Here is a 22,340-nt window from a genome sequence, read left to right on the forward strand (position 1 = left end):
CATGAAGATCGGATTTGTCGGACTCGGCCACATGGGCGCGCCGATGGCGCTGAATCTCGTCAAGGCGGGCCACGATGTGCAGGCGTTCGACCTCAATGCCGACGCGCTGCGGCTGGTGGCCGACGGCGGCGCGACGCTGGCCGCGTCGGCGCGCGACGCAGCCGCCGAAGCGGCCTGCGTGATCACGATGCTGCCCGCCGCCGCGCACGTGCGCGCCGCGCTGACGGCCGACGACGGCGTGCTGGCCGGGCTCGCGCCGGGCGCCACGGTGATCGATTCGAGCACCATCGATCCGGCCAGCGCACAGGCGTTCGGCGCGATGGTCGAGGCGCGCGGCGGGCATTTCGTCGATGCGCCGGTGTCGGGCGGCACCGGCGGCGCGGCGGCCGGCACGCTGACCTTCATGGTGGGCGGCAGCGCCGAGGCGTTCGCGCACGTCTCGCCGATCCTGAGCGGGATGGGCCGCAACCTCGTGCATTGCGGGCCGGTGGGCATGGGACAGGTGGCGAAGATCTGCAACAACCTCGTGCTCGGCATCTCGATGGCCGGTGTGGCCGAGGCGATGGCGCTGGGCGCGGCGCTCGGCATCGATCCGAAGGTGCTCGGCGGTATCCTCGGCACCTCCACCGGCCGCTGCTGGAGCGCCGACACCTACAACCCGTACCCCGGCGTGATCGAGACGGCGCCGGCCTCGCGCGGCTACACCGGCGGCTTCGGCACCGACCTGATGCTGAAGGATCTCGGCCTCGCCGGCGAGGCGGCGCGGCAGGTGCGCCAGCCCGTCTATCTCGGCGCGCTCGCGCAGCAGCTTTACCAGACCCTGAGCAGCCGCGGCGACGGCCGGCTCGATTTCTCGGCGGTGATCCGCCTCTACCAGATGCCGGAAAAACAGGAATCCCGATGACTGCATTGAACGACACCGACGGCCGCACGGCCGCCGCCACCGCCGCCCCGCCCGAAGTGACGATGCGCGTGATCAACCGCGTCGCCGTGGTCACGCTCGACCGGCCGGCCGCGCTCAATGCGCTGTCGCACGCGATGGTGCGCGAGCTGGCCGTGCTGATCGAACGCTGCCGCCGCGACGACGCGATCGTCGCCGTGGTGCTGCGCGGCGCGGGCGGCAAGGGCTTTTGCGCAGGCGGCGACGTCCGTGCGCTCTATCGCGAGGCCCAGGCCGGCTCGCGCGACTGGATCGGCTTTTTCGTCGACGAATACCGGCTCGATTACGCGCTGCACACGTTCCCCAAGCCGCTGGTGGCGCTGATGGACGGCATCACCATGGGCGGCGGCATGGGGCTCGCGCAGGGCGCGGCGCTGCGCGTCACCACCGAGCGCAGCAAGATCGCGATGCCCGAGACGCGCATCGGCTTCGTGCCCGACGTGGGCGCGACGCATTTCCTGTCGGCGCTGCCGGTGGAACTGGCGCTCTACATCGGGCTGACCGGCGTGACGCTGTCGGGCGCCGATGCGCTGGCCGCGCGGCTGGCCGACGTGTGCGTGCCGGGCGCGTGGCTCGATACGTTCGAGCAGCGGCTCGAACGCGCCGATTTCACCGGCGCCGATCTGCCCGGCGCGTTGCGCGCGGTGTTCGAACCGCCGGCCAACGTCGTGCCGCACGCCGCGCTCGAAGGCCAGTTGCCGTGGATCGTGCGGCACTTCGATCGCCGCTCCAGCGTCGAGCGGATCGTCGCGACGCTGCGCCAGGAACTCGACCGCGACGAAACCGGCCGCGAATACCGCCAATGGCTGCTGGCCACGCTCGATGCGCTGCTCGGACATTCGCCCACCATGCTGGCGGTGACGCGCGACGCGCTGCTGCGCGGGCGGCAGATGACGCTGGCCGAAGCGTTTCGCATGGAGCTGGAGATCGGCGTGCGCGCGATCGAGGAAGGCGATTTCATCGAGGGCGTGCGCGCGCATCTGGTCGACAAGGATCGCCGGCCGCGCTGGTCGCCGGCCTCGCTGGCCGAGGTGAGCGGCGAGCGCGTGCGGCATTTCCTGTCGTCGCCGTGGACGCCCGATACCCACCCGCTCGCCGATCTGGGGCGCGACTGAGGCCTATGCCGCCGAGGCGGAATCGATAGTCGAATTGATTGGTTGTCCGCATCGAACCGCAAACCTAGCATGAGTCGAACGCCCGGCCGGCGCCTGCTCCGGCCGTTCCGTCCTTTCATGCGAGGAATCCGTCGATGAGTCACGAGCCGATCAGCCAGCCGCCCGAAGCGCTGAAATTCGCCTACTGGGTGCCCAATGTCAGCGGCGGCCTGGTGGTCAGCAAGATCGAGCAGCGCACCAGTTGGGACGCCGATTACAACCGCAAGCTCGCGCAACTCGCCGAGCGTCACGGCTTCGATTACGCGCTGTCGCAAATCCGCTTCACGGCCGGTTACGGCGCCGAATACCAGCACGAATCGGTGGCGATCAGCCACGCGCTGCTGGCGGCCACCGAGCGGCTCAAGGTGATCGCTGCGATCCTGCCGGGGCCGTGGCACCCGGCCGTGGTCGCCAAGCAACTGGCGACCATCGATCAACTGACGGGCGGGCGCGTCGCCATCAACGTGGTCAGCGGCTGGTTCAAGGGCGAATTCACGGCGCTCGGCGAGCCGTGGCTCGAACACGACGAACGCTACCGCCGCTCCGAGGAATTCATCCGCGCCGTGCGCGGCGTGTGGACCGAGGACAACTTCACGTTCAAGGGCGATTTCTACCGCTTCAACGATTACACGCTGAAGCCGAAGCCGCTTCAACAACCGCACCCGGAAATCTTCCAGGGCGGCAATTCGGCGGCCGCGCGCAAGATGGCGGCGGCCGTGTCCGACTGGTATTTCATGAACGGCAACACGCTCGACGGCCACCGCGCGCAGATCGACGAGATCAGCGCCGCCGCCGCGCAGCAGGGGCGGCGCGTGCGCTTCGGCGTCAACGCGTTCGTGATCGCCCGCGATACCGAGGAAGAAGCGCGCGCCGTGCTCGACGAGATCGTGCGCCATGCCGACGTGGACGCCGTGAACGCGTTCGGCCACGCGGTCAAGCAGGCCGGCAAGGCCGCGCCCGACGGGCAGGGCATGTGGGCCAACTCCACGTTCGCGGATCTCGTGCAGTACAACGACGGCTTCCGCACCAACCTGATCGGCACGCCGCAGCAGATCGCCGAGCGGATCGTCGCGTTGAAGGCGATCGGCGTCGATCTCGTGCTGGCCGGCTTCCTGCATTACCACGAGGAGGTGGTGTATTTCGGCGAGCGCGTGCTGCCGCTGGTGCGCGAACTCGAGCGCCAACGCGAGGCGCAACCGGCGTGACGTGATGTCGCGAGCCGGGCATGCGATCGCAGTTTTGCCCGGCTGTTTCGACAGGTTTTCAAGCCTCGGCTGCAATCGCAGTTTCGCGCCGCCATTCATTGCTGCGCCTCGCTTTGCGCGAATTTTCCCGCCGTTGCCGCGACCGATGCGAAGGCATCCGAAAAGTATTTTGGCGAGCAACAGCGGCGTCATCGAAAATCCAGTACAGTCGCAACTCTGAGAATTTCCGGCAGCGTTCGCCAGGCCAAAAACATGGCCGGTTTCGCGCGCTGCACGGCGATGATCGCCGGCTGCTTTGAGAGGAGCAGCCCGGGCATGCCGCATCGGCGTCGGCCGCGACACCGGTGCGGCATGCAAAGCGTCCGGCGCGAGCGGGGCGAGGCAGGGGATCGAACGGGGCAATACCGGCGCCGCATGCGGCCCAAGCCGGATAAACAGAACATTCCGAGGAAAACCAATTGGTCGAGCTATTTGGCAAGCTAGGGAGAATCATCTCCAGCACCGGCACCGAGCGCTTCGCGTCGAACCTGCACGCGCTGCTCGCCGGTTCCGTCGAGCTGGCCTCGACCAAGATCACCGCCTGGTCGGTCAACGAGAGCCGCGGCGAAATCGTCGACGTGCATCTGCTGGGCGCCTTCGCCTCGCACGATCAGGACATCCGCCCGGTCATGCCGAAGGCCGATCCCGCGCACGATCCGCTGTCGCGCAAGGTGCTCGATGCCTCGGACACCCAACTGATTCACCTGAATCCCCCGCAGTTGCGTGACGACACGCGTGAGGCATTGCCATCGTGCCGTCATGAGCGTGGGTTCCAATGTCACCTGGTCTCGCGCAAGGCGAACCGGCGCTTCGTGATCTCGCTGTACCGTCCCTATCAGGCCTACGATTTCACGTTGCAGGAAATGTCGTTTTTGAAGAGCTGCGCCGAAATGCTGTTGCCGCTCGTCGAAATCCACGCGTCCCACCGGCGTTTTGCCGCGGGTGCCCGGCCGGAGCCGGCCGATGGCCATGCCGCCGACCCGAACCGCCAGGCGCTGTTGCGCAGCGAGTTCGAGCGCCGCTTGTCCAGCGTTGCCGTGGTGTTGTCCGATCGCGAGATCGAGGTGTGCGTCGGCCTGTTGAGCGGCAGCACGTTTCGCGAGATGGCCGAGAAGCTCGGCGTCAAGCCCAGCACCATCGAAACCTATATCAAGCGTTCAGCCGCCAAGCTGGGCTTCAAGGGACGTCACGGGCTCGTCAAGTGGGTGCTCGACGGGGCGTGAAGCCGCCACATTTTTGCACCGAAACCGTTGTGCTCGGCGTTGCGCCGCGACCTCTGCCGACAGCAGGCCGGTGTGCGCCGTCTGGATCGATACCGAGAGAGAAGGGCCATGTTGAAGAATTTTCCCGAAATCACGATGCGCGATGCGCGCGAAATCGTGTCGAGACTGTGGTACCGCGCCGATGGGTCGCGCGCGTTCGGCAGCTGCTCGGTCGCGCCGGCCGTGATCGTCACGACCGCGCGCGACTGGTTCGCGATGAACGACTCGGCGGCCGCGGCCGCCATGGCGGCCTCCCGCTGAACCGTTGCACGGCGGCGGCGCGGTGTTGACGCCTCGCCGCGCGCCGTGCATTCGTCACGACTGCCACGACGCCGCACGGCGGCCGTCCTTGCCGTAACGCTCCCGCGCCGCGCGCACCACCGCGCGATCGACCGAACCCTGGCCGGCCAGCGCATGCAGCGCCGCCACCACGATCGAAGCGCGGTCGACCTCGAAGAACTCGCGCAGCGCCTGTCGCGTGTCGCTGCGGCCGAAGCCGTCGGTGCCGAGCGTCACGTACTGCGCCGGCACGAACGCGCGGATCAATTCCGGCAACGCCCGTGCGTAGTCGCTGGTTGCGATCACAGGGCCTTGCGCGCCGCGCAGTGCCGAACCGACCGCCGTTTCCAGACCGGCTTCTCCCTCCGCTTCATCCTCGGATTCCCCCAGCCGCTCCGCCCGTTCGGCCGCGATCGCCTCGCGATGCAGCTCGGTGTAGCTCGTCACGCTCCACACTTGCGCCTCTACGCCCCAATCGGTTTCCAGCATCGTGGCTGCCGCGAGCACCTCGGTCATGATCGCGCCCGAGCCGAGCAACTGCACGCGCGCCGACGCGTGCCGCTCCGGCTGCAACGAATACAGGCCGCGCAGGATGCCCTCGCGCACCGCGTCGCCGGCCGGCATCGAGGGCTGGGCGTAATTTTCGTTGGTGACCGTCAGGTAATAGAACACGTCGCGTTGCTGCTCGCCCATCTCGCGCATGCCGTGCTCGATCAGCAGCGCGGCTTCGTAGGCGAAGGCCGGGTCCCAGGCGCGGCAGTTCGGAATCGCCGACGCGGCCAGGTGGCTGGTGCCGTCCTGGTGCTGAAGGCCTTCGCCGCCGAGCGTGGTCTTGCCCGAGGTCGCGCCGATCAGGAAGCCGCGGGCACGCTGGTCGGCGGCGGCCCAGATCAGGTCGCCGATGCGCTGGAAGCCGAACATCGAGTAGTAGATGTAGAACGGCAGCATCGGCAGGTCGTGCACGCTGTAGGCCGTGGCCGCCGCGATCCACGACGAGATCGCGCCCGCTTCCGAGATGCCTTCCTCCAGGATCTGCCCGTTGGTGGATTCGCGGTAATAGAGCATCGAGCCGAGATCCTCGGGCTGATAGCGCTGGCCGTGCGGCGAGTAGATGCCGACCTGGCGGAACAGGTTGGCCATGCCGAACGTGCGAGCCTCGTCGGCCACCACCGGCACGATCCGTTCGCCGATCGACGGCGCCTTCAACAGGCCGCCGAGCATGCGTACCACGGCGGTGGTGGTGGACATCGTCTTGCCGTCCGCGTCGAGCGCGAACTGCCCCCACGCCGCCAGCGGCGGCACCGCCAGCGGCGTGCCGGCCTCGCGGCGGCGGCGCGGCAGGTAGCCGCCGAGCGCCTGGCGGCGCGCGTGCAGGTAGCGCATCTCGGGGCTGTCGGCGGCGGGGCGGTAGAACTTCACGTCGGCCACCTCGTCGTCCGACAGCGGCAGCGCGAAGCGGTCGCGGAACGCCTTCAGGTCGTCGAGGTCGAGCTTCTTCTGCTGATGGGTGGTCATGCGGCCCTGGCCGATCGCGCCCATCCCGAAGCCCTTCATCGTCTTGGCCAGGATCACCGTGGGCTGGCCGCGATGCGCGCGCGCCTTCGCGTAGGCCGCGTGCAGCTTGCGCACGTCGTGGCCGCCGCGGCGCAGGCGGTCGATGTCGTCGTTGCTCAGGTGCGCGGCCAGCGCGGCGAGCTGCGGGTTCTGCTGGAAGAAGTGCTCGCGGTTGTAGGCGCCGTCGTTGGCCGAGAAGGTCTGGAACTGGCCGTCCACCGTGTTGGCGAACGCGCGCAACAGCGCGCCGTCGCGGTCGCGCGCGAACAGCGGGTCCCAATCCGATCCCCACAGCACCTTGATGACGTTCCAGCCCGCGCCGGCGAACAGCGTTTCGAGCTCGTCGATGACGCGGCCGTTGCCGCGCACCGGGCCGTCGAGCCGTTGCAGATTGCAATTGATGACGAACACGAGGTTGTCCAGTTGCTCGCGTGCGGCCAGCGACAGCGCGCCGATCGATTCCGGTTCGTCCATCTCGCCATCGCCGAAGAAGCCCCACACCGTGCGGTCTTCGGTGCCGAGCAGTTGGCGATGCTGGAGGTAGCGCATGAAGCGCGCCTGGTAGATCGCGTTGATCGGCCCGATCCCCATCGAGCCGGTGGGGAACTGCCAGAAATCGGGCATCAGCCACGGGTGCGGGTACGAGCACAAACCGGGGCCGGCGATTTCGCGGCGGTAATGGTCGAGCTGCGCTTCGCTGAGGAAGCCTTCGAGAAACGCGCGCGCGTAGACGCCCGGCGCCGAGTGCGGCTGGAAATAGACGAGATCGGCGTCGCGTTCGGGGCCGGATGCCTGGAAGAAATGGTTGAAACCCACTTCGAACAGGTCCGCCGCCGATGCGTAGCTGGCGATATGGCCACCCAGCTCGCCATAGGCGCGATTCGCGCGCACCACCATCGCCAGCGCATTCCAGCGCAGCGCGGCGGCCAGCTTCGCCTCGATTTCGAGGTCGCCCGGGTACGGCGGCTGGGCCTCGACGGGAATCGTGTTGGCGTACGGCGTGGCGCGCACGCGGCCGGTGGCCAGCCCTTGCGCCGAGGCTTGCGCGGCGAGCCGGTCGAGCAGGTAATGCGCGCGCTCGGGGCCGGCATGTTCGACCACGCCGTCGAGCGCGGCAAGCCATTCGCCGGTTTCGACCGGGTCGTCGTCGATCGGATGGGCGGGGAGGGCGAGAATCGACGGCACGCCGTTCGACAGGTCGGTCATGGTGATGCTCCGGCAAGGGGAGGCTGCATGTGGGGCCGCGGCGCGGTGAACGCGGCGATCCGACAAGCGTACTGAGCCGATCGCGGAATGTGTGTCTGTATTGGCTTGCGTTTTGGCTAGCGTGCAGTATAAATATTCCAGAATTTCGCTCATTCCAGGAATTGTTACATTCATGCCCAATGATTCGATCCGGCTCGATCGCACCGATATCGCGATCCTGAACCAGCTTCAGCAGAACGCGCGCATCACCAATGCCGAACTGGCGCGTGCCGTGAACCTGTCGCCCACGCCGTGCTTCAACCGCGTGAAGGCGCTCGAAAAGCTCGGCTTGTTCAAGCAGCAGGTGACGCTGCTCGATCCCGAGCCGCTTGGTCTCAAGCTCAACGTGTTCATCCAGGTCAGCCTGGAGAAGCAGCAGGAGGACGCGCTGCGCCGCTTCGAGTTGGCGATCGACCAGCGGCCCGAGGTGATGGAGTGCTATCTGATGTCGGGCGACGCCGATTATCTGCTGCGCGTGGTGGTGCAGAGCATGCACGGGCTGGAGCGCTTCATCATCGACCGGCTGACGACGATTCCGGGCGTGTCGAATATTCGGTCGAGCTTTGCGCTGAAGCAGGTGCGGTATCGGACGGCGTTGCCGTTGCCGGCGGCGGGGTTGACGTTGAGTCGGGAGGAGGAATAGGGGCTGCTCCACTAGGGAACTAGAGTTAATTCCATTATAATGTGGATTATGTGCGGTTTTTAGTCAATAGTATTTGGAATTGTGGAGTTACGATGTACGAGAAAAATTGCTGTCAATTCCACATTTCGGGATGCTGGTTGCGGAGAAGAGGTCGATGCACACTACGTTGGATTTAAGCCTCAACAAGCCTGCCGAGGTCGTCAAGCGCCTCTGTGCTCGCTTGCGAACGGAGCGTTTGGCTCTGGGTATGACACAGGCTGATCTGGCCGGGCGTGCCGGCATCGGAACAAACACCGTGTCCAATCTGGAGGCCGGGCGCAATGTCGGCTTCGAGGCCGTGGTTCGAGTGGCGATGGTTCTTGGCCGAGTCAAGGAGCTCGAAGGCTTGTTCCTACCCAAGCTGGACAGCATCGAGGACATTCGGCGTTACGAAAACAGCGTCAATCGCCTCCGCACGAAGAAAAAGAGGCTCGACAATGCTTGAAGAGGTCAACGTTTTCTACGAGGGCTGGGGTGAGCGATGGCATTGGGGGACGCTGGTCTCCACGACTGCGCTGACCGGTCGCCCGCTGATCGTGTTCGAGTACGGCAGTGAAGCCAGGCGGAGAGGCCTGGAATTGTCCTCGTATACGCTGCCTCTGGCGGGGCCTCAGTTGCGGCGAGATTTCCCGAGCCACCAGATGCAATTGCCAGGGCCTGTTTATGACGCCTTGCCGGACGGGTGGGGCATGTTGCTGATGGATCGTATGTTCAGGAGCCGTGGGCTCACCACGGCGCGGATTGGCGCCCTCGAAAGGTTGGGCTACATCGGCCGCAACGCGATGGGGGCCATGACGTTCGAGCCCGTGGCCCCCAGAGGAGGAGAACCGGACGTCCATATCCCATTGGAACAGCTGGCTGCCGAAGTGCAGGATGTACTCCATGGAAAGGGGGGGGAGTTCCTGCAGACGTTGCTGTTGGTGGGCGGCTCGCCTCAAGGTGCAAGGCCTAAAGCCCTGGTTTACCGCGATCCCCAATCCGGCGGGTTGACCACTGCCGTCACGCCGGGCTTCGAAGCCTGGCTGGTCAAGTTCCCCGCTAAAGACGAACACCCCGAGGTATGCGCCATCGAGATGGTCTATGCGGAATGCCTGCGCAAATGTGGCATCGAGACGCCGGACACGCAGTACTTCAGTTTGCCGAACGGGCTGGCGGCATTCGCCAGCAAGCGTTTTGATCGCCACGACGGACTACGGGTGCCCATGCAAAGCCTTGCCGCTTTTACGGGCGCCGATTATCGGACGCCGGGGTCGTTGGAGTACGTCAGCTTCTTGCGGGCGACACAGATGTGCACGAACGATGTGCGAGAGATGGGAAGAGCCTTCGAGCGTGCCGTCTTCAACGTTGCATTCAACAATCGCGACGATCACCCCAAGAATTTCGCGTACACCATGGCGCCGGAGGGGCAATGGAGATTGGCGCCGGCATACGACGTGACCTTCTGCGAGGGGCCGGGTGGATACCATCAGATGGACGTGATGGGAGAGGCATTGGAGATTTCCCGCGCGCACATGCTTCGACTGGCTGAAGAAGCCGAAGTCCCCCAGGAAGTGGGCGCTACGATAATCGACCGCATTTGTGATGTGGCCCGCCAGTTCACGGACATCGCAGATAGCATGTCCCGGTTCGTTATGACTCGAGATACCTTGCGCACGATCCAGCGCCGTATTGACGAGAACGTGGCGCGACTGCAGTGAGGTCGCCGGGGCCACAGTCTTCGTCCAGCATGCAGCAGCGATCGGTAAACTGGCGGAATCTCGGCACCCGTTTCCCACTCAGGCGCCTCGATTCCCGCGGGCTTCCAGCCATCAAGGCACCAGCCACAGCGCCACCGCATACACCACCAGCGACACCGCGAACGTCACCGCCGTATACCCCATCACCCGCTGAATCCGGATGCCCGCGATCGCGACGATCGGCACCGCCCAGAACGGCTGCAGCATGTTCGACACGTTCTCGGCCATCGCCACGCCCATCGCGGTGCGCGGCACCGACGCGTGCAGGCTCAGCGCGGCCGGCAGCACGAACGGCCCCTGCACGGCCCAGTGGCCGCCGGCGCTCGGCACCAGCAGCGTGATGATCAGCGAGCTGAGGTAGCTCCACAGCGGCAGCGTCATCGGCGTGGCGATCGTCACGAACGCCTTGGCGATCATCGAGGCCAGCCCGGTGCCCTTCATCATGCCCATGATCCCGCCGTACACCGGGTATTGCAGCAGCATCGAGCCGGTCTGGCGCGCGGCGCGGCGGATCGCGTTGGCGTAGGCGATCGGCGTGCGCTGCAGCGCGAGGCCGATCATCAGGAAGATCAGGATGGTGGTGTTGATGTCGAGATCGAAGCGGTGCTCGCGCCATTCCATCACCAGGAAGCCCACGCCGAACAGCAACAGCAGCGCGGTGCCGAGCATCGACTGTTCGAGCCGCGTGGCGAACGACGGCGTGCCGCCGCTCGCGCGCGCATGCGGATCGTCGCTGACGCTGCCGCCGGCTTCGCTTTCCGCGGCCTCGCCGAACGGCACCACGTCTTGCTCGCGCGGATGCATGCGGATGAAGATCGCCGTCATCACCACCACCACCAGCACGGTCGGCACGAACACGAACGGCGCGAACACGGTGCTGGCGAGCGGCACGACCTGGCCGGTGGCCTTCTCGACGAGGTTCAGCGCGTTGCCGTGCGAAGCCTGCGACAGCGCGATCGAGCTGGATAGCCCGCTGTTGCAGATCGACCAGGCCGAATAGCTGCCGGCCACCAGCCACGCGAAATCGACACGCACGCGCCGCGCGATTTCGCGCGACAGCATCGCGCCGACGATCAGCCCGAGCCCCCAGTTCAGCCAGGCCGCCACGGCCACCACCGGAAACACCAGCAGCGCGGCGCGGGCCGGCGTCTGGGCGTGCGCGGCCATCGCGCGCAGGCCGCGCTGCACCACGGGCGCTTCGGCGATCGCATAGCCGGTGGCGAGGATCAGGATCATCTGCAACGCGAAGCCGAGGATGCCGAACGTGCCTTCATACCAGGCGCCGAGCACGGTCGGCACGTCGCCCTTGGGCGCGATGACGAACGCGAGCACGGCGACCAACGCGGTCAGGCAGATCGAGAGCACGAACGGGTCGGGCATGACGCGTTCGAACACGTAGACGAGGGCGGATACCACGCCGCGCGATTCGCGAGCGGGCGGGTGGGCGAGGGTACGGTCTCTTTGCATGCTGTCAGTCGGTTGCGCAGCAGGGGTGTCTGCTGGCTGGCCGGGGCGCCAGGATCGGCATGCGGATGCGCCCGCCCGCGCGCACGGCAAGCCGGTGCGGCGCAAGCGGGACAGGGTGCGGTGCTCCTCCAGGTGCTCAAGGCGGATGCCTCGGCGCAGCGGGTTGATGTCGCGTCGGCCACGTCGCGCGTTCGGTGTGCTCACGCGCGTCGGCCGGCCAGCCTGTTCTTGTTATAAGTTCGATATTCGAACACTGTTTCGATAATCGAACGCGGCCATGATCGCCGTGTGCGAAACCGGTGTCAAGGCGCGGCAGAGGACGATAGGGGTATTTCGCCTGAGTTCAATGCACGATGAATGCGAATTGAAAGGCGATCGGCGGAAGTTGAAATGAATCGGTAAGGCGGGAAGGCGGGCCGGGCGACGAGGCGCCCGGCGCGAAGGGGCGCTCAGTACTGCTTGTACGGCAGGAATTTGCCCGACAGCACGACGTTGACGCGGTCGCCCTTCGGGTCCTTCTCGCGCTGGATATCCATCGAGAAATCGATCGCGCTCATGATGCCGTCGCCGAATTCCTCGTGGATCAGCTCCTTGATGGTGGTGCCGTACACGTTGACGATCTCGTACCAGCGGTAGATCAGCGGATCGGTCGGCACGGCGGACGGCAGCGAGCCCTTGTACGGCACGATCTGCAGCCACGCCACGGCCTCGTCGGGCAGCTCGAACAGCTTGCCGAGCGCCTCGGCCTGCGGCTTGTCGAACGTCATCTGGCCGAGGCAGCCGGCCGTGGTGAACTCCTTCGACAGGCCGGTGGCCTCGGCGGCCTGCGTCCACTTGATGCCCTTGCGCACCTTGGCGGACAGAATCATCCTGGTCACTTCTTCGCGGCTCGAAATCATCGCTGCTGGCTCCGTTGGGACAACTGAACAGGGAACGCCACGCCGCCGCGCGAGCACGGCGCGCGGCGGCGAAGCGGAATGTGGCGTGCGGGACGACGGCGCGCTGCATCGGCGCGCCGCGGCGAATCATCGTGGGGAGGGCGGCGCCGGCCGCGAATGATGCGGGCCGGCGCGTCGCCAGCGCTTATTAGCGGCCGGCCAGAAATCGGTGTCAACGGCGCACCGACTGTGCCGCTTTCCCGCGCGGACGATTGACGTGCCGCGCGGTGCGCCGATCGGCTCAGGGCTTGTCCGATGCGCCGCCCGATGCCTCGCCCACCAGCGCGGCCACCGGCAGCGTGGCGAGCAGGTCGGCCAGGCGCAGCCGCTGCCCGCGCGCGGCATGCGGCGCGCGCTCGGTCAGCGCGTCGCGCCAGGCGTGCGGCGCGTCGTCGGGCAGCACCACGGCGGTGTCGCCCCAATGGCGCGGATCGATGCGCGGCCCGGTGCCGTCGGCGGCCAGCATGCCGTGCGCGAGCCGCGCGCCCACCACCAGGATCGCGGTATCGGCATCGCGCCGCATCAGCGCGATCGCGTGCGCCTGCGCCGGGCCTTCGATCGCGAGCGGCAGGTATGCGCCGCTCGCGAACGTGGCGGCGTGCCGCGCGCGCAGGCCGAGCAGGCGCGTGACCAGCGCGCGCTTGATGCGCGCGTCGGGCCAGGTGCGCAGATAGCCGGCCAGTTCGCCGTCCACGGGCGTGGCGCGCCGCTCGGCGAACGCGACGTCGCGGCGGTTGTCGGGATCGACGAGGCTGAAATCCCAGGCATCGGTGCCCTGATAGAGATCGGGCACGCCGGGCGAGACGATCCGCAGCGTGGTTTGCAGCAGCGCATTGACGACCCCGGCCGGCGCGATGCGCGCCACGAACGCGTGCAGCGCATGCGCGAAATCGTCGTCGCCGCGCGGCGTCAGGATTTCGCGCACGAACGCCTCGCAGGCCGCTTCGTAGTCGGCGTCGGGCGCGAGCCAGCCGGTCTCGCGCTTGGCCTCGCGCAGCGCCTTGGTCTGCCAGCCGACGATGCGATCGGCGAATGCGGCGAGGCCCTCGGCATCGTCGGGCGCCAGCGCGGGCGGCCAGCAGCCGGCCAGCGTCTGGTACAGCATCGCCTCGGTGGCGCGGCCCGGTGCGAGCGCCGCGTCGGCGCGTGGGGCGCGTCGATGCCCGGCGTTGCGCGCCTGCCAGGCCTCGACGGCCGCGCGCCACGACGCCGGAATCTCGCTGAGCACGGCGAGCCGCGCACGCACGTCCTCGCCGCGCTTGTGGTCGTGCGTGGCGGTGGCCAGCAGCGTGGCGGGCGTGAGCCGCGCGCGTTCGAGGTTGCTGGCGTGGAACGCGTCGGGCGCGAGGGCGAAACGCTCGGCGTCCGCGCCCACTTCGTTGCGCGACAGCAGCCGGCCGTAGCGATAGCACGCGGTGTCCTCCACGCCCTTGGCGGCGAGCGGCGCGCTGAGCCGTGCGAACGCGAGTTGCGCGCGCAGCGCGAGCGCCGGGTCGGACGCGAGGCCGGATTCAGATTCGGATTCGATAGGGATGCCGACGATCTCGGGCCAGCCGAGCCAGCCGAGCACGCGGTCGAGCACGTCGCGATCCGTGCGTGGCAAGGCCTCGCGCGCGGCGCGCCACGCGGCCTCGACGAACGGCCGGTCGTGCTCGCGCTCGCCACCGGCCGGATAGAGCCGATAGACGGGCAACTGCACGGCCAGTTCGACCACGGCGCGATGCAGCGGCGCGCGTGCCACGTCGCGCGTGCGCAGATCGCCGCGCGCGATCTCGTGCAGCAGCGCAGCCACGCGCTCGGCCTCGACGGCCAACTGACGCGGCACGGCCTCGCGCTTGCCGGTCAGCGCTTCCTGGGTGAAATCGGCGGGGCTGCCCGACAACTCGGCCCACAGTTTCGCGAGCGGCGCCTCGCCGGCCGGGTCGTGCAGCAATGCGCCCACGTCGTTCATGAAGTCGTAGCCGGTGGTGCCGTCGGTCAGCCAGTCGGCGGGCAGCGTTTCGCCGCGCGCGAGGATCTTCTCGACCACCAGGTACGGCGTGGGCTGGCGCAGCGCGGCGAGCCGTTCGTGCAGGCGGCGGCAATAGCCTTGCGGGTCGGCGAGGCCGTCCACGTGATCGATGCGCACCCCGTCCACCAGCCCCGCATCGACGAGCCGGAACAGCAGCGCGTGCACGTCGTCGAACACGGCCTCGTCTTCCACGCGCATGCCCGCCAGCGTGTCGATGTCGAAGAAGCGCCGCCAGTTGATCTCGTCGTTGGCGGTGCGCCACCACGCGAGCCGGTACGCCTGCCGTTCGAGCACGGCGTGCAGGCGCGCGCGGCCCGCTTCGGTGTCGCTCGCGTAGTGGCGCAGCGCGGCGTCGAGCGCACCCGTGCCGTGCGCGTGCACATGCTCGCGCAGCGCCTCGAACGCGAGGCTGATGCGCGGCGCACCGGGCGAGGCTTCGACCAGCGGCGCGAAGCGCGCGGCCAGCGTATCGAGTTCGGGCCGATGCGCGGCGCGCAGGATGTCGGGATAGGCGGCCAGATTGACCGGCAGCGAGCGGCCGGGGCAGACGATATGCAGGCGGCCGTCGTTTGGTTCGTACTGCAATGCAATGTCGCCGGCCGCGAGCGCCTCGCCGTAGGGGCGGCCGAGGCACGGCAGCAGCACGCGCCCCTGCAGCGACGGGTCGGCCGGATGCCAGTCGATGTCGAAGTGCTGCGCGTAGCGGCTGCGCCGCCCCCATTCGAGCACGTCGTTCCACCAGCCGTTCGAGGAACCGCCCACGCCCATGTGGTTCGGCACGAAATCGACGATGACGCCGAGGCCGTGCCGGCGCAGTGCGCCGACCAGCCGCACGAAGCCGTGTTCGCCGCCGAGTTCTTCGCTGACGCGTTCGTAGTCGACGGTGTCGTAGCCGTGCATCGAGCCCGGCTCGGCCTGGGTGATCGGCGACAGGTACAGATGGCTGACGCCGAGCGCCGCGTAATCCTCCGCGTAGGCGGCGGCATCGTCGAACGTGAAGCCCGCGTGCAGTTGCAGGCGCAGCGTGGCGCGCGGGTGGCCCGCCGGGGCGGGGGTGGTGTGGTGCGGGGTGTCGCTCATCGGCCGGCTCCTCCGGTGCGTCGTGCCAGTGCGACGGCGGCCAGCGTGGCGCCGGCCGCGTCGTCGATCAGGTGGGCGGTGTCGCGCGGCATGCGCCGCCGCCAGTTCGGATGGCCGACGGGCGGCCCGGGCAGGTTCGGCTGCGCGGGCAGCGCGAGCAGATCCTCCAGCGGCATCAGCGCGAGCGAGGCGGCGCTGCGTGCGACGAAGGCGAGCGCGGCGGCCACTGGCGGCGCATCGGGCGCGGGCGGCGTGGCCGCTGTCGTGACGCCCGCGATGGTCAACGCGTGCCACAGATGCGTGCGATCGGCGGCACGCTCGGCGAGATCGGCGGGCAGGGCGGCGTCGCGCTCGCCGGCCGGTGCTTCGGATGCCTGAGCGTTGGCGTCGCGCGAGACGGGCGTGGCTGGCGTGGCTCGATGATTCACGGCGGGCTCCATGGGTGGCCAGGTGTCGGGCGGATCGTCGGCGCGAGGTGCGCCGGCGAGCGCGTTCGCGTCATGCCGGCTTGCGTCGGCGGCGTTATCCACAGGGTCGCGCGCCGCGACGTGCCGTCGCCACGCGAGATCGACGCCGCGCCACCAGCCCGCGATCGTCGGCAGATCGTGGGTGGACGGCATCGCCGCCACATCGTGGTCCCAGCGCTCGGGCGGCCGGAATGCGCCGCCTGCATCGCGTTCGAACCACAGCACGCGCATGCCGGCCACGCCGCGCCCGGCAAGCTGATCGCGCAGCCCGTCCGGCACGGTGCCGAGATCCTCGCCGATCGCGATCGCGCGGTGCCGCGACGATTCGAGCGCGACGAGCCGCAGCAGGTCGTCGAGCGGATAGCGCAGATAGGCGCCATCGCGCGCCGAGGCGCCGTCGCGCACGATCCACAGCCGCTGGAAGCCGAGCACGTGATCGATGCGCACGCCGCCCGCATGCGCGAACGCGGCGCGCAGCAACGCGATGAACGGCGCGAAGCCGTTCGCGCGCAGCGCGGCCGGCGTCCAGGTGGTGACGCCCCAGGCCTGCCCATGGGTATTGAACAAATCGGGCGGCGCGCCGATCGAGGCGTTGGCCAGCAGCGTGCCGGGCGCGGCCCAGGCGTCGGCGCCGTCGGGCGCACAGCCCACGGCCAGATCGGCGATGGTGCCGATCGACATGCCGGCGGCCCGCGCGGCGCGCTGTGCGCCGTCCAGCCCGCGCGAGGCCAGCCATTGCGCGAACGAGAAGAACGCGATGTCGTCGCCGTGCGCGGCGGCGAACGCGCGCACGGCGGGCGCGTCGGGGCCGTGCAGTTCGGCGGGCCAGCGCCGCCAGTCGGAGCCGAGCCGTTCGTCGATCGCATGCGCCTGCAACGCATCGAAACAGGCCTGCCCGTACAGCGAGGTGCCGCCGCTGGAGACGAACGACGCGAACGCCCGCGTATCGGACGACGGATGCGCACGCCAGCGCTCGTACAGCACACGCAGCACGCGCAGCTTCAGATGCATCGCGCGCGGCCAATCCACCAGCGGCGCGGCGCTCAACTCGGCGGCCAGGCCGGCGAGGCCGGTTTCGGCGAGCGCGGCGCGCGTCGCCTCGGGGCCGGCCACGTCGTCGGGATCGAGATACGCGAGGTTGTGCCAGCGCCGCGACGACGGCGAATACGGGCTGTCTCGCTCGGGCTGCGCCGGGAAGCCGGCGTGGGTCGGGCTGATCGCGAGCGCATCGGCGCCATGCCGGCCGGCGGCGGTGGCGAGCGCCGCCAGCGCCGTGGTGTCGCCGATGCCGAGGTCGCCGTCGCGGCGCAGGCCGTAAAGCTGCGCGGCCAGGCCGAACGGGCGCGCGCGGCCGGCGGCCTGCGCGGCGTCGTCGATGCGCCAGCCGCGCGCGGGCGCGACGGCCAGCGTCAGGCTCGCGAAATCGGTTTCGACGGTGTGATAGCCGGGCACGTCGATGGCGGGCAGCAGCGCACCGCGGCCGATAGCATCCGCGATCAGCGTGCCGCCGATCCGTTCGCCGCTTTCGAGCGTCAACACGTAGCCGTGGCCGCTGTGGCCCGCAGCGGCAGGCCACGGCACGGGCTGCCCCGCGTCGGCCGTCAGCAACGGCGGCGGCACGGCCGGCGCGGCCAGCGCCGCCGCGCTCCATTCGCGGTCGGCCTGCGTCGCGCACGGCACGCCGAGCGCATCGAGCAGCACGGCGAGGGCCTCGTCGCCAACCCGTTGCGGGGCGTCGCCCGCATCGATCCAGTCCGGCTCCAGCCCGGCGGCGCGCGCGAGCGCGTCGAGCGAGGCAGCGGATTTTCCGTTCGGGGTGCTCATCGTCCTGCTCCCTCGCGGCGGGCGCCGGCCGGCATGTCGAGCCAGGCGATGCAGGCATGCGCGCCGAGCTGCCCGCTGCCGAGCGCGTCGCGCACGCGCGGCGGCGTTTCGAACACGATCTTGCCGGGCGGCGCGGCGGGCAGCGCGATCGCGGCGTCGTCGAGATTGAGCGCGATCGCGAGGGCCGCGCCGTTGCCGAGCCGCCAGCGCGCGATCAGTGCGCGTGGCGGGGTCTCGTCACCGCCGTTGCCGTTGCGGTTCTGCATCGCGTTGGTTGCGGCCGCAACGGTCGTGGCTTCCTGCCGGTCGTTGTCGTGCTCGGGATCGTCGAGCGGCAGGCGCGAGCGATCGGGATAGGCGGCCGGATCGGCCGGTGCAGGTGCCGCTTGCTGCCCGTCGCGCGCCAGCAGGCTCACGCCCTCGGAACGCGTGCCGGGCAGATGCGGCATCACGAAGCCGGTGCGCACGGCCAGCGCGCCGCGATAGAACGCGCGCCAGGTTCGCGCGTCGTCGCTTTCGTCGTCGGCGGTGGCGGTGGCGGTGTCGTCCAGCGACGAGCGCGCGAACGTGGCGGGATCGTTCGGATCGGGAATCCGGTCGCGATGCTCGGCGCTGGCGAACGCCGGGAACGCGGCGAATTCGCGTCGGCGGCCCTCGCGCACAGCGTCGGCCAGCTCGCCTGTGTAATCGGTAAAGAACTGGAACGGCTGCGTCGAGCCGGTTTCCTCGCCCATGAACAGCATCGGCACCGAAGGCGCGAGCAGCGTCAGCGCGGTGGCGGCGCGCAGCGCGTCGTCGTTGACCAGCGCGCGCAGCCGCTCGCCGAACGCGCGGTTGCCGATCTGGTCGTGGTTCTGCAGGAACGCGACGAACGCGGTGGGCGGCAGGTGCGCGCTCGGCTCGCCGCGCGGCCGGCCGTCGTGCAACGGCGAAGGCTCGCCCTGGTACGCGAAGCCTTCCGCCAGCGTGCGCGCGAAGCGCTGCAGCGGCGCGTCGGCGTAGGCGCGGTAGTAGCCGTCGCGCTCGCCGGTCAGCAGCACGTGCAGGCTGTTGTGGAAATCGTCGTTCCACTGCGCGTCGAAGCCGGCGTCGGCCAGCAGCCGCGCGCTGTTGCGCTCGTTTTCCAGCACCAGATGGATGTGCCGGTCGCCGTTCGCGTAGGCGCGCACACGCGCGGCCAGTTCGCCGAGCCAGGCGTCGTCGTCGATCGCATGCACGGCGTCGAGACGCAGCCCGTCGATGCGGAATTCCTCCAGCCAGTACAGCGCGTTGTCGATGAAGAAGCGGCCCACTTCGGCGCGCGAGAAATCGATCGCCGGCCCCCACGCGGTGTGGCTGCCTTCGCGGAAGAAGCCGGGCGCGTAGCGCGCGAGCCAGTTGCCGTCGGGGCCGAAGTGGTTGTACACGACGTCGAGGAACACCTGCAGGCCGAGGCCGTGCGCGGCGTCGATCAGCGCCTTCAGCTCGTCGGGGCGGCCGTACGCGGCGGCGGGCGCGAACGGCAGCACGCCGTCGTAGCCCCAGTTGCGCATGCCGGGGAACGACGACAGCGGCATCAGCTCGATGGCGGTCACGCCGAGCGCGGCCAGTTCGCCGAGCCGGCGCTCGACGCCGCGATAGCCGCCGAGCGCGCCGACATGCAGCTCGTAAAGCACCGTGTCGCTCCACGGCCGGCCGCGCCAGTCGTCGTGCATCCAGCGGTAGGTGGCCGGGTCGATCACCTCGCTCGGGCCGTGCACGCCGTCGGGCTGGAAGCGCGAGGCCGGATCGGGCACCGCATCGCCGCCGTCGAGCCGGTAGCGGTAGCGCGTGCCGGGGCCGAACGGCGCGGTGGTGTCGAACCAGCCGTCTTCGCGGGCCGTCATCGCGACGCTGGCCTGGCGCTCGCCGTCGTCGAGTTCGACCTCGACGGTTCGGCAGGCGGGCGCCCAGAGCCGGAAGTGGGTGCGGCGCGGGTCGATGCAGCAGGCGCCGAACGAGGCCGGATAGGCGTGACGGGCGGCGGGATAAATCAGGGAGTCGGTCATGGTCGAATCCTCGGGAACGGGGGCGGCGTGCTAACGCCCGGCGCTGGCCGGTTCGGTGGCGAGCGGCGCGTCGGCGTGAGCGTCGGCCTGCGGGCCTGCGTGATCGGTTCGGGGGGCTTGACGATGCGCGACCGGTTCGGGCTCGGCGTCGTCGTCGGTTTGCGGCATCGGCTCGGCCGCGACGGGTTCCGGCTCGTCGTCGGCATCCTCGGGCAGCGCATCGCCGGTGGCGTCCGCATGCGCCGGATCGACCGCTTCGGTTTGCGCAGCACCAAGCCGCGCGGCGGCGATCACGGCCGCGTGCGCGGCCAGTTCGATCCCTTCGGCGGGCAGCACGGCCGGCTCGGCGTCGGGCCGGCCGCTGTCGGCCAGCACGAGGTAGGCGAGGCCCGGCGCGGGCGGCACGAACACCAGCGGCTGCGAGGAGCCGTTCAGCATCAGCAGCAGCACCTCGGTTTCGCCGCTGCCGTCGGGGCCGACGCGGCGCATGGTCAGGGCGCGGCGTTCGCCGTCCTCCCAGGCGGGCACCGACAGGCTCTCGCCACGCTCGTCGAACCAGTCGATCTCGCGCAGGCCCGGCGCGACCTCGTGGTCGCCGTCCGGATAGCGCGCGCCCGACAGCAGCGGATGCTCGCGGCGCAGCGCGGCAAGCCGTCCGACGAACGCCGACAACTGCCGGCCGGCCTCGCCGTTGGCCTGCTCCCAGTCGAACCACGACAGTTCGTTGTCCTGGCAATAGGCGTTGTTGTTGCCCTGCTGGGTGCGGCCGAACTCGTCGCCGCCGAGCAGCATCGGCGTGCCGAGCGCGGCGAACAGCGTGACCAGCAGCGAGCGCGACACGCGCGCGCGCACCTCGTTGATGCCGGCGTCGTCGGTGGGGCCTTCCGCGCCCCAGTTCGCGCTGCAGTTGTCGTCGCGGCCGTCGCGGTTGTCCTCGCCGTTCGCTTCGTTGTGCTTCGAGGCATAGGCGACCATGTCGGCCAGCGGGAAGCCGTCGTGCGCGGCGATGAAGTTGACCGAGGCCCAGGGCCGGCGCTTCTGGTGGTTGAACAGGTCGGCCGAGCCGGCCAGCCGTGCGGCCAGCTCGGGCCGCATGCCGGCATCGCCGCGCCAGAAGCGGCGCACGGTGTCGCGGAAGCGGTCGTTCCATTCGCCGAAGCCGGCCGGATGATTGCCGAGCTGATAGCCGCCGGGGCCGATGTCCCACGGCTCGGAAATCAGCTTGCGGGTGGCGAGCACCGGGTCCTGGCACAGCGCGTCGAAGAAGCCCGAGCCGCGGTCATAGCCGTCCGGCTCGCGGCCGAGCGTGACGCCGAGGTCGAAGCGGAAGCCGTCGATATTGAACGAGGTGCTCCACCAGCGCAGCGAATCCATCACCATCTGCAGCACGCGCGGGTGCGAGAGATTCAGCGTGTTGCCGCAGCCGGTTTCGTCGATGTGATAGCGCGGATCGTTCGGTTGCAGCCGGTAGTAGCTGGCGTTGTCGAGGCCGCGCCACGACAGCGTGGGGCCGAGCTGGTTGCCCTCGCAGGTGTGGTTGTAAACCACATCGAGCAGCACTTCGATGCCGGCCGCGTGCAATTGGCGGATCGCGATGCGCATCTCGTCGAGCCGCCGTGTCGACAGGTACGACGGCTCGGGCGCGAAATACGACAGCGTGTCGTAGCCCCAGTAGTTGCGCAGCCCGCCGTTGATCAGCTCGCGGCTGTTCAGGAACGCATGCACCGGCAGCAGTTCGATGGTGGTCACGCCGATCTTGAGCAGGTGGTCGATGAACTCGGGCGAGGCCAGCGCCGCGAAGGTGCCGCGCGAGGGCGGGCGCAGCCGGTCGCGCCGCATCGACACGCCGCGCACGTGGGTTTCGTAGATCACCGTGTTCGACCACGGCACCTCGGGGCGGCGGTCGTCCTGCCAGTCGAACGTTTCGTCCACCACCACGCATTTCGGCATGGCCGGCGCGGAATCGCGGCGATCGATCGACAGATCGGCGCGGTTCGAATGCAGCCGATAGCCGAACAGCGCATCGGACCAGCGCACCTGGCCGATCAGCTTGCGCGCGTACGGATCGAGCAGCAGCTTGGTGGAATTGAATCGATGGCCGTGTTGCGGCTGATAGGGGCCGTCGGCGCGAAACGCGTACACCGTGCCCGGATGCGCGTCGGGCAGATAGCCGTGCCAGATTTCATCGGTGCATTCGGGCAGGTCGAGCCGCGCGATTTCCTTGCGGCCGGTGGGGTCGAACAGGCACAGCTGGATGCGTGTGGCGTGGGCCGAAAATACCGCGAAGTTGATGCCGAGGCCATTCCATTTGGCGCCGAGCGGATAGGGCTTGCCCGGCTCCAGCCGGTCGGGGGTTGCAGCGCGCATGATGCGGAATCCTTTTTGATGTCGTTAAGTTCGTTGTGAATGCATCGATACCCGGCGCTCCCG

15 protein-coding genes are annotated in these 22,340 nt (G+C 69.0%); 8 read left to right on the plus strand and 7 right to left on the minus strand.

Features of this window, described 5'->3' with window-relative positions:
* The first annotated feature begins 1 nt into the window (after nt 1).
* The 5 genes from mmsB (at nt 2) to AB4850_RS04160 (ending at nt 4,861) form a co-directional block, all read left to right on the plus strand.
* A complete protein-coding gene (mmsB, locus tag AB4850_RS04140) occupies nt 2-904 on the plus strand; it encodes a 3-hydroxyisobutyrate dehydrogenase (RefSeq protein ID WP_414441337.1) in 903 nt (300 codons plus the stop codon).
* The gene (locus tag AB4850_RS04145; protein WP_414441338.1) at nt 901-2,055 is read left to right on the plus strand and encodes an enoyl-CoA hydratase/isomerase family protein; all 1,155 of its coding nucleotides are present in this window, start codon (nt 901-903) and stop codon (nt 2,053-2,055) included. Before mmsB ends, AB4850_RS04145 begins: the two co-directional genes overlap by 4 nt.
* A gap of 134 nt (nt 2,056-2,189) precedes the next feature.
* A complete protein-coding gene (gene sfnG / locus AB4850_RS04150) occupies nt 2,190-3,299 on the plus strand; it encodes a dimethylsulfone monooxygenase SfnG (protein WP_414441339.1) in 1,110 nt (369 codons plus the stop codon).
* Nucleotides 3,300-3,757: 458 nt separating this feature from the next.
* A complete protein-coding gene (locus AB4850_RS04155) occupies nt 3,758-4,561 on the plus strand; it encodes a response regulator transcription factor (protein ID WP_414441340.1) in 804 nt (267 codons plus the stop codon).
* Nucleotides 4,562-4,669: 108 nt separating this feature from the next.
* Nucleotides 4,670-4,861 carry a hypothetical protein gene (locus AB4850_RS04160; RefSeq protein WP_414441341.1) on the plus strand — a complete coding sequence of 64 codons (192 nt, stop codon included), beginning with the start codon at nt 4,670-4,672 and terminating at the stop codon, nt 4,859-4,861.
* Nucleotides 4,862-4,915: 54 nt separating this feature from the next.
* Here the strand turns inward: AB4850_RS04160 and mdeB are convergent, their stop codons facing one another.
* Nucleotides 4,916-7,639, minus strand: coding sequence for an alpha-ketoglutarate dehydrogenase (mdeB, locus tag AB4850_RS04165; protein ID WP_414441342.1), 2,724 nt, complete (start codon nt 7,637-7,639; stop codon nt 4,916-4,918).
* A 172-nt stretch (nt 7,640-7,811) separates the two neighbouring features.
* Between mdeB and AB4850_RS04170 the strand changes: the two genes are divergently transcribed.
* The 3 genes from AB4850_RS04170 to AB4850_RS04180 all read left to right on the plus strand — a co-directional run bounded on the left by AB4850_RS04170 (nt 7,812) and on the right by AB4850_RS04180 (nt 10,057).
* Nucleotides 7,812-8,321 carry an Lrp/AsnC family transcriptional regulator gene (locus AB4850_RS04170; protein ID WP_414441343.1) on the plus strand — a complete coding sequence of 170 codons (510 nt, stop codon included), beginning with the start codon at nt 7,812-7,814 and terminating at the stop codon, nt 8,319-8,321.
* Nucleotides 8,322-8,487: 166 nt separating this feature from the next.
* Nucleotides 8,488-8,805, plus strand: coding sequence for a helix-turn-helix domain-containing protein (locus tag AB4850_RS04175; protein ID WP_414441955.1), 318 nt, complete (start codon nt 8,488-8,490; stop codon nt 8,803-8,805).
* Nucleotides 8,798-10,057 (plus strand): type II toxin-antitoxin system HipA family toxin, encoded by a 1,260-nt coding sequence (locus tag AB4850_RS04180; protein WP_414441344.1) that lies wholly within the window; start codon nt 8,798-8,800, stop codon nt 10,055-10,057. The genes AB4850_RS04175 and AB4850_RS04180 overlap by 8 nt, the downstream gene beginning before the upstream one ends.
* 111 nt (nt 10,058-10,168) lie before the next feature.
* On the opposite strand, the gene AB4850_RS04185 is transcribed toward AB4850_RS04180, so the two are convergent.
* The 6 genes from AB4850_RS04185 to glgX form a co-directional block, all read right to left on the minus strand.
* Entirely contained in the window at nt 10,169-11,563 is a 1,395-nt protein-coding gene (locus AB4850_RS04185) for a TIGR00366 family protein (protein ID WP_414441345.1), read from the minus strand.
* Between the two features lie 449 nt (nt 11,564-12,012).
* The gene (cynS, locus tag AB4850_RS04190) at nt 12,013-12,462 is read right to left on the minus strand and encodes a cyanase (protein ID WP_414441346.1); all 450 of its coding nucleotides are present in this window, start codon (nt 12,460-12,462) and stop codon (nt 12,013-12,015) included.
* A 280-nt stretch (nt 12,463-12,742) separates the two neighbouring features.
* On the minus strand, nt 12,743-15,592 hold the full coding sequence (gene treY / locus AB4850_RS04195) for a malto-oligosyltrehalose synthase (RefSeq protein WP_414441347.1): 2,850 nt from the start codon (nt 15,590-15,592) through the stop codon (nt 12,743-12,745).
* Nucleotides 15,589-17,883 carry a 4-alpha-glucanotransferase gene (gene malQ, locus AB4850_RS04200; protein WP_414441348.1) on the minus strand — a complete coding sequence of 765 codons (2,295 nt, stop codon included), beginning with the start codon at nt 17,881-17,883 and terminating at the stop codon, nt 15,589-15,591. Before malQ ends, treY begins: the two co-directional genes overlap by 4 nt.
* A complete protein-coding gene (treZ, locus tag AB4850_RS04205) occupies nt 17,880-19,910 on the minus strand; it encodes a malto-oligosyltrehalose trehalohydrolase (protein ID WP_414441349.1) in 2,031 nt (676 codons plus the stop codon). The genes malQ and treZ overlap by 4 nt, the downstream gene beginning before the upstream one ends.
* A gap of 30 nt (nt 19,911-19,940) precedes the next feature.
* Nucleotides 19,941-22,277 carry a glycogen debranching protein GlgX gene (gene glgX, locus AB4850_RS04210; RefSeq protein ID WP_414441350.1) on the minus strand — a complete coding sequence of 779 codons (2,337 nt, stop codon included), beginning with the start codon at nt 22,275-22,277 and terminating at the stop codon, nt 19,941-19,943.
* Nucleotides 22,278-22,340 lie beyond the last annotated feature (63 nt).

The sequence above is a fragment of the Burkholderia sp. 22PA0106 genome (genome assembly GCF_047497155.1).
In the GTDB taxonomy this organism is placed as follows: Bacteria; Pseudomonadota; Gammaproteobacteria; order Burkholderiales; family Burkholderiaceae; genus Burkholderia.

Excerpts from the sequence above, each read along its gene's own strand:
- mmsB (WP_414441337.1), top strand. The coding sequence starts at position 2 with ATGAAGATCGGATTTGTCGGACTCGGCCACATGGGCGCGCCGATGGCG.
- AB4850_RS04145 (WP_414441338.1), top strand. The coding sequence starts at position 901 with ATGACTGCATTGAACGACACCGACGGCCGCACGGCCGCCGCCACCGCC.
- sfnG (WP_414441339.1), top strand. The coding sequence starts at position 2,190 with ATGAGTCACGAGCCGATCAGCCAGCCGCCCGAAGCGCTGAAATTCGCC.
- AB4850_RS04160 (WP_414441341.1), top strand. The coding sequence starts at position 4,670 with ATGTTGAAGAATTTTCCCGAAATCACGATGCGCGATGCGCGCGAAATC.
- mdeB (WP_414441342.1), bottom strand. The coding sequence starts at position 7,639 with ATGACCGACCTGTCGAACGGCGTGCCGTCGATTCTCGCCCTCCCCGCC.
- AB4850_RS04170 (WP_414441343.1), top strand. The coding sequence starts at position 7,812 with ATGCCCAATGATTCGATCCGGCTCGATCGCACCGATATCGCGATCCTG.
- AB4850_RS04180 (WP_414441344.1), top strand. The coding sequence starts at position 8,798 with ATGCTTGAAGAGGTCAACGTTTTCTACGAGGGCTGGGGTGAGCGATGG.
- AB4850_RS04185 (WP_414441345.1), bottom strand. The coding sequence starts at position 11,563 with ATGCAAAGAGACCGTACCCTCGCCCACCCGCCCGCTCGCGAATCGCGC.
- cynS (WP_414441346.1), bottom strand. The coding sequence starts at position 12,462 with ATGATTTCGAGCCGCGAAGAAGTGACCAGGATGATTCTGTCCGCCAAG.
- treY (WP_414441347.1), bottom strand. The coding sequence starts at position 15,592 with ATGAGCGACACCCCGCACCACACCACCCCCGCCCCGGCGGGCCACCCG.
- malQ (WP_414441348.1), bottom strand. The coding sequence starts at position 17,883 with ATGAGCACCCCGAACGGAAAATCCGCTGCCTCGCTCGACGCGCTCGCG.
- treZ (WP_414441349.1), bottom strand. The coding sequence starts at position 19,910 with ATGACCGACTCCCTGATTTATCCCGCCGCCCGTCACGCCTATCCGGCC.
- glgX (WP_414441350.1), bottom strand. The coding sequence starts at position 22,277 with ATGCGCGCTGCAACCCCCGACCGGCTGGAGCCGGGCAAGCCCTATCCG.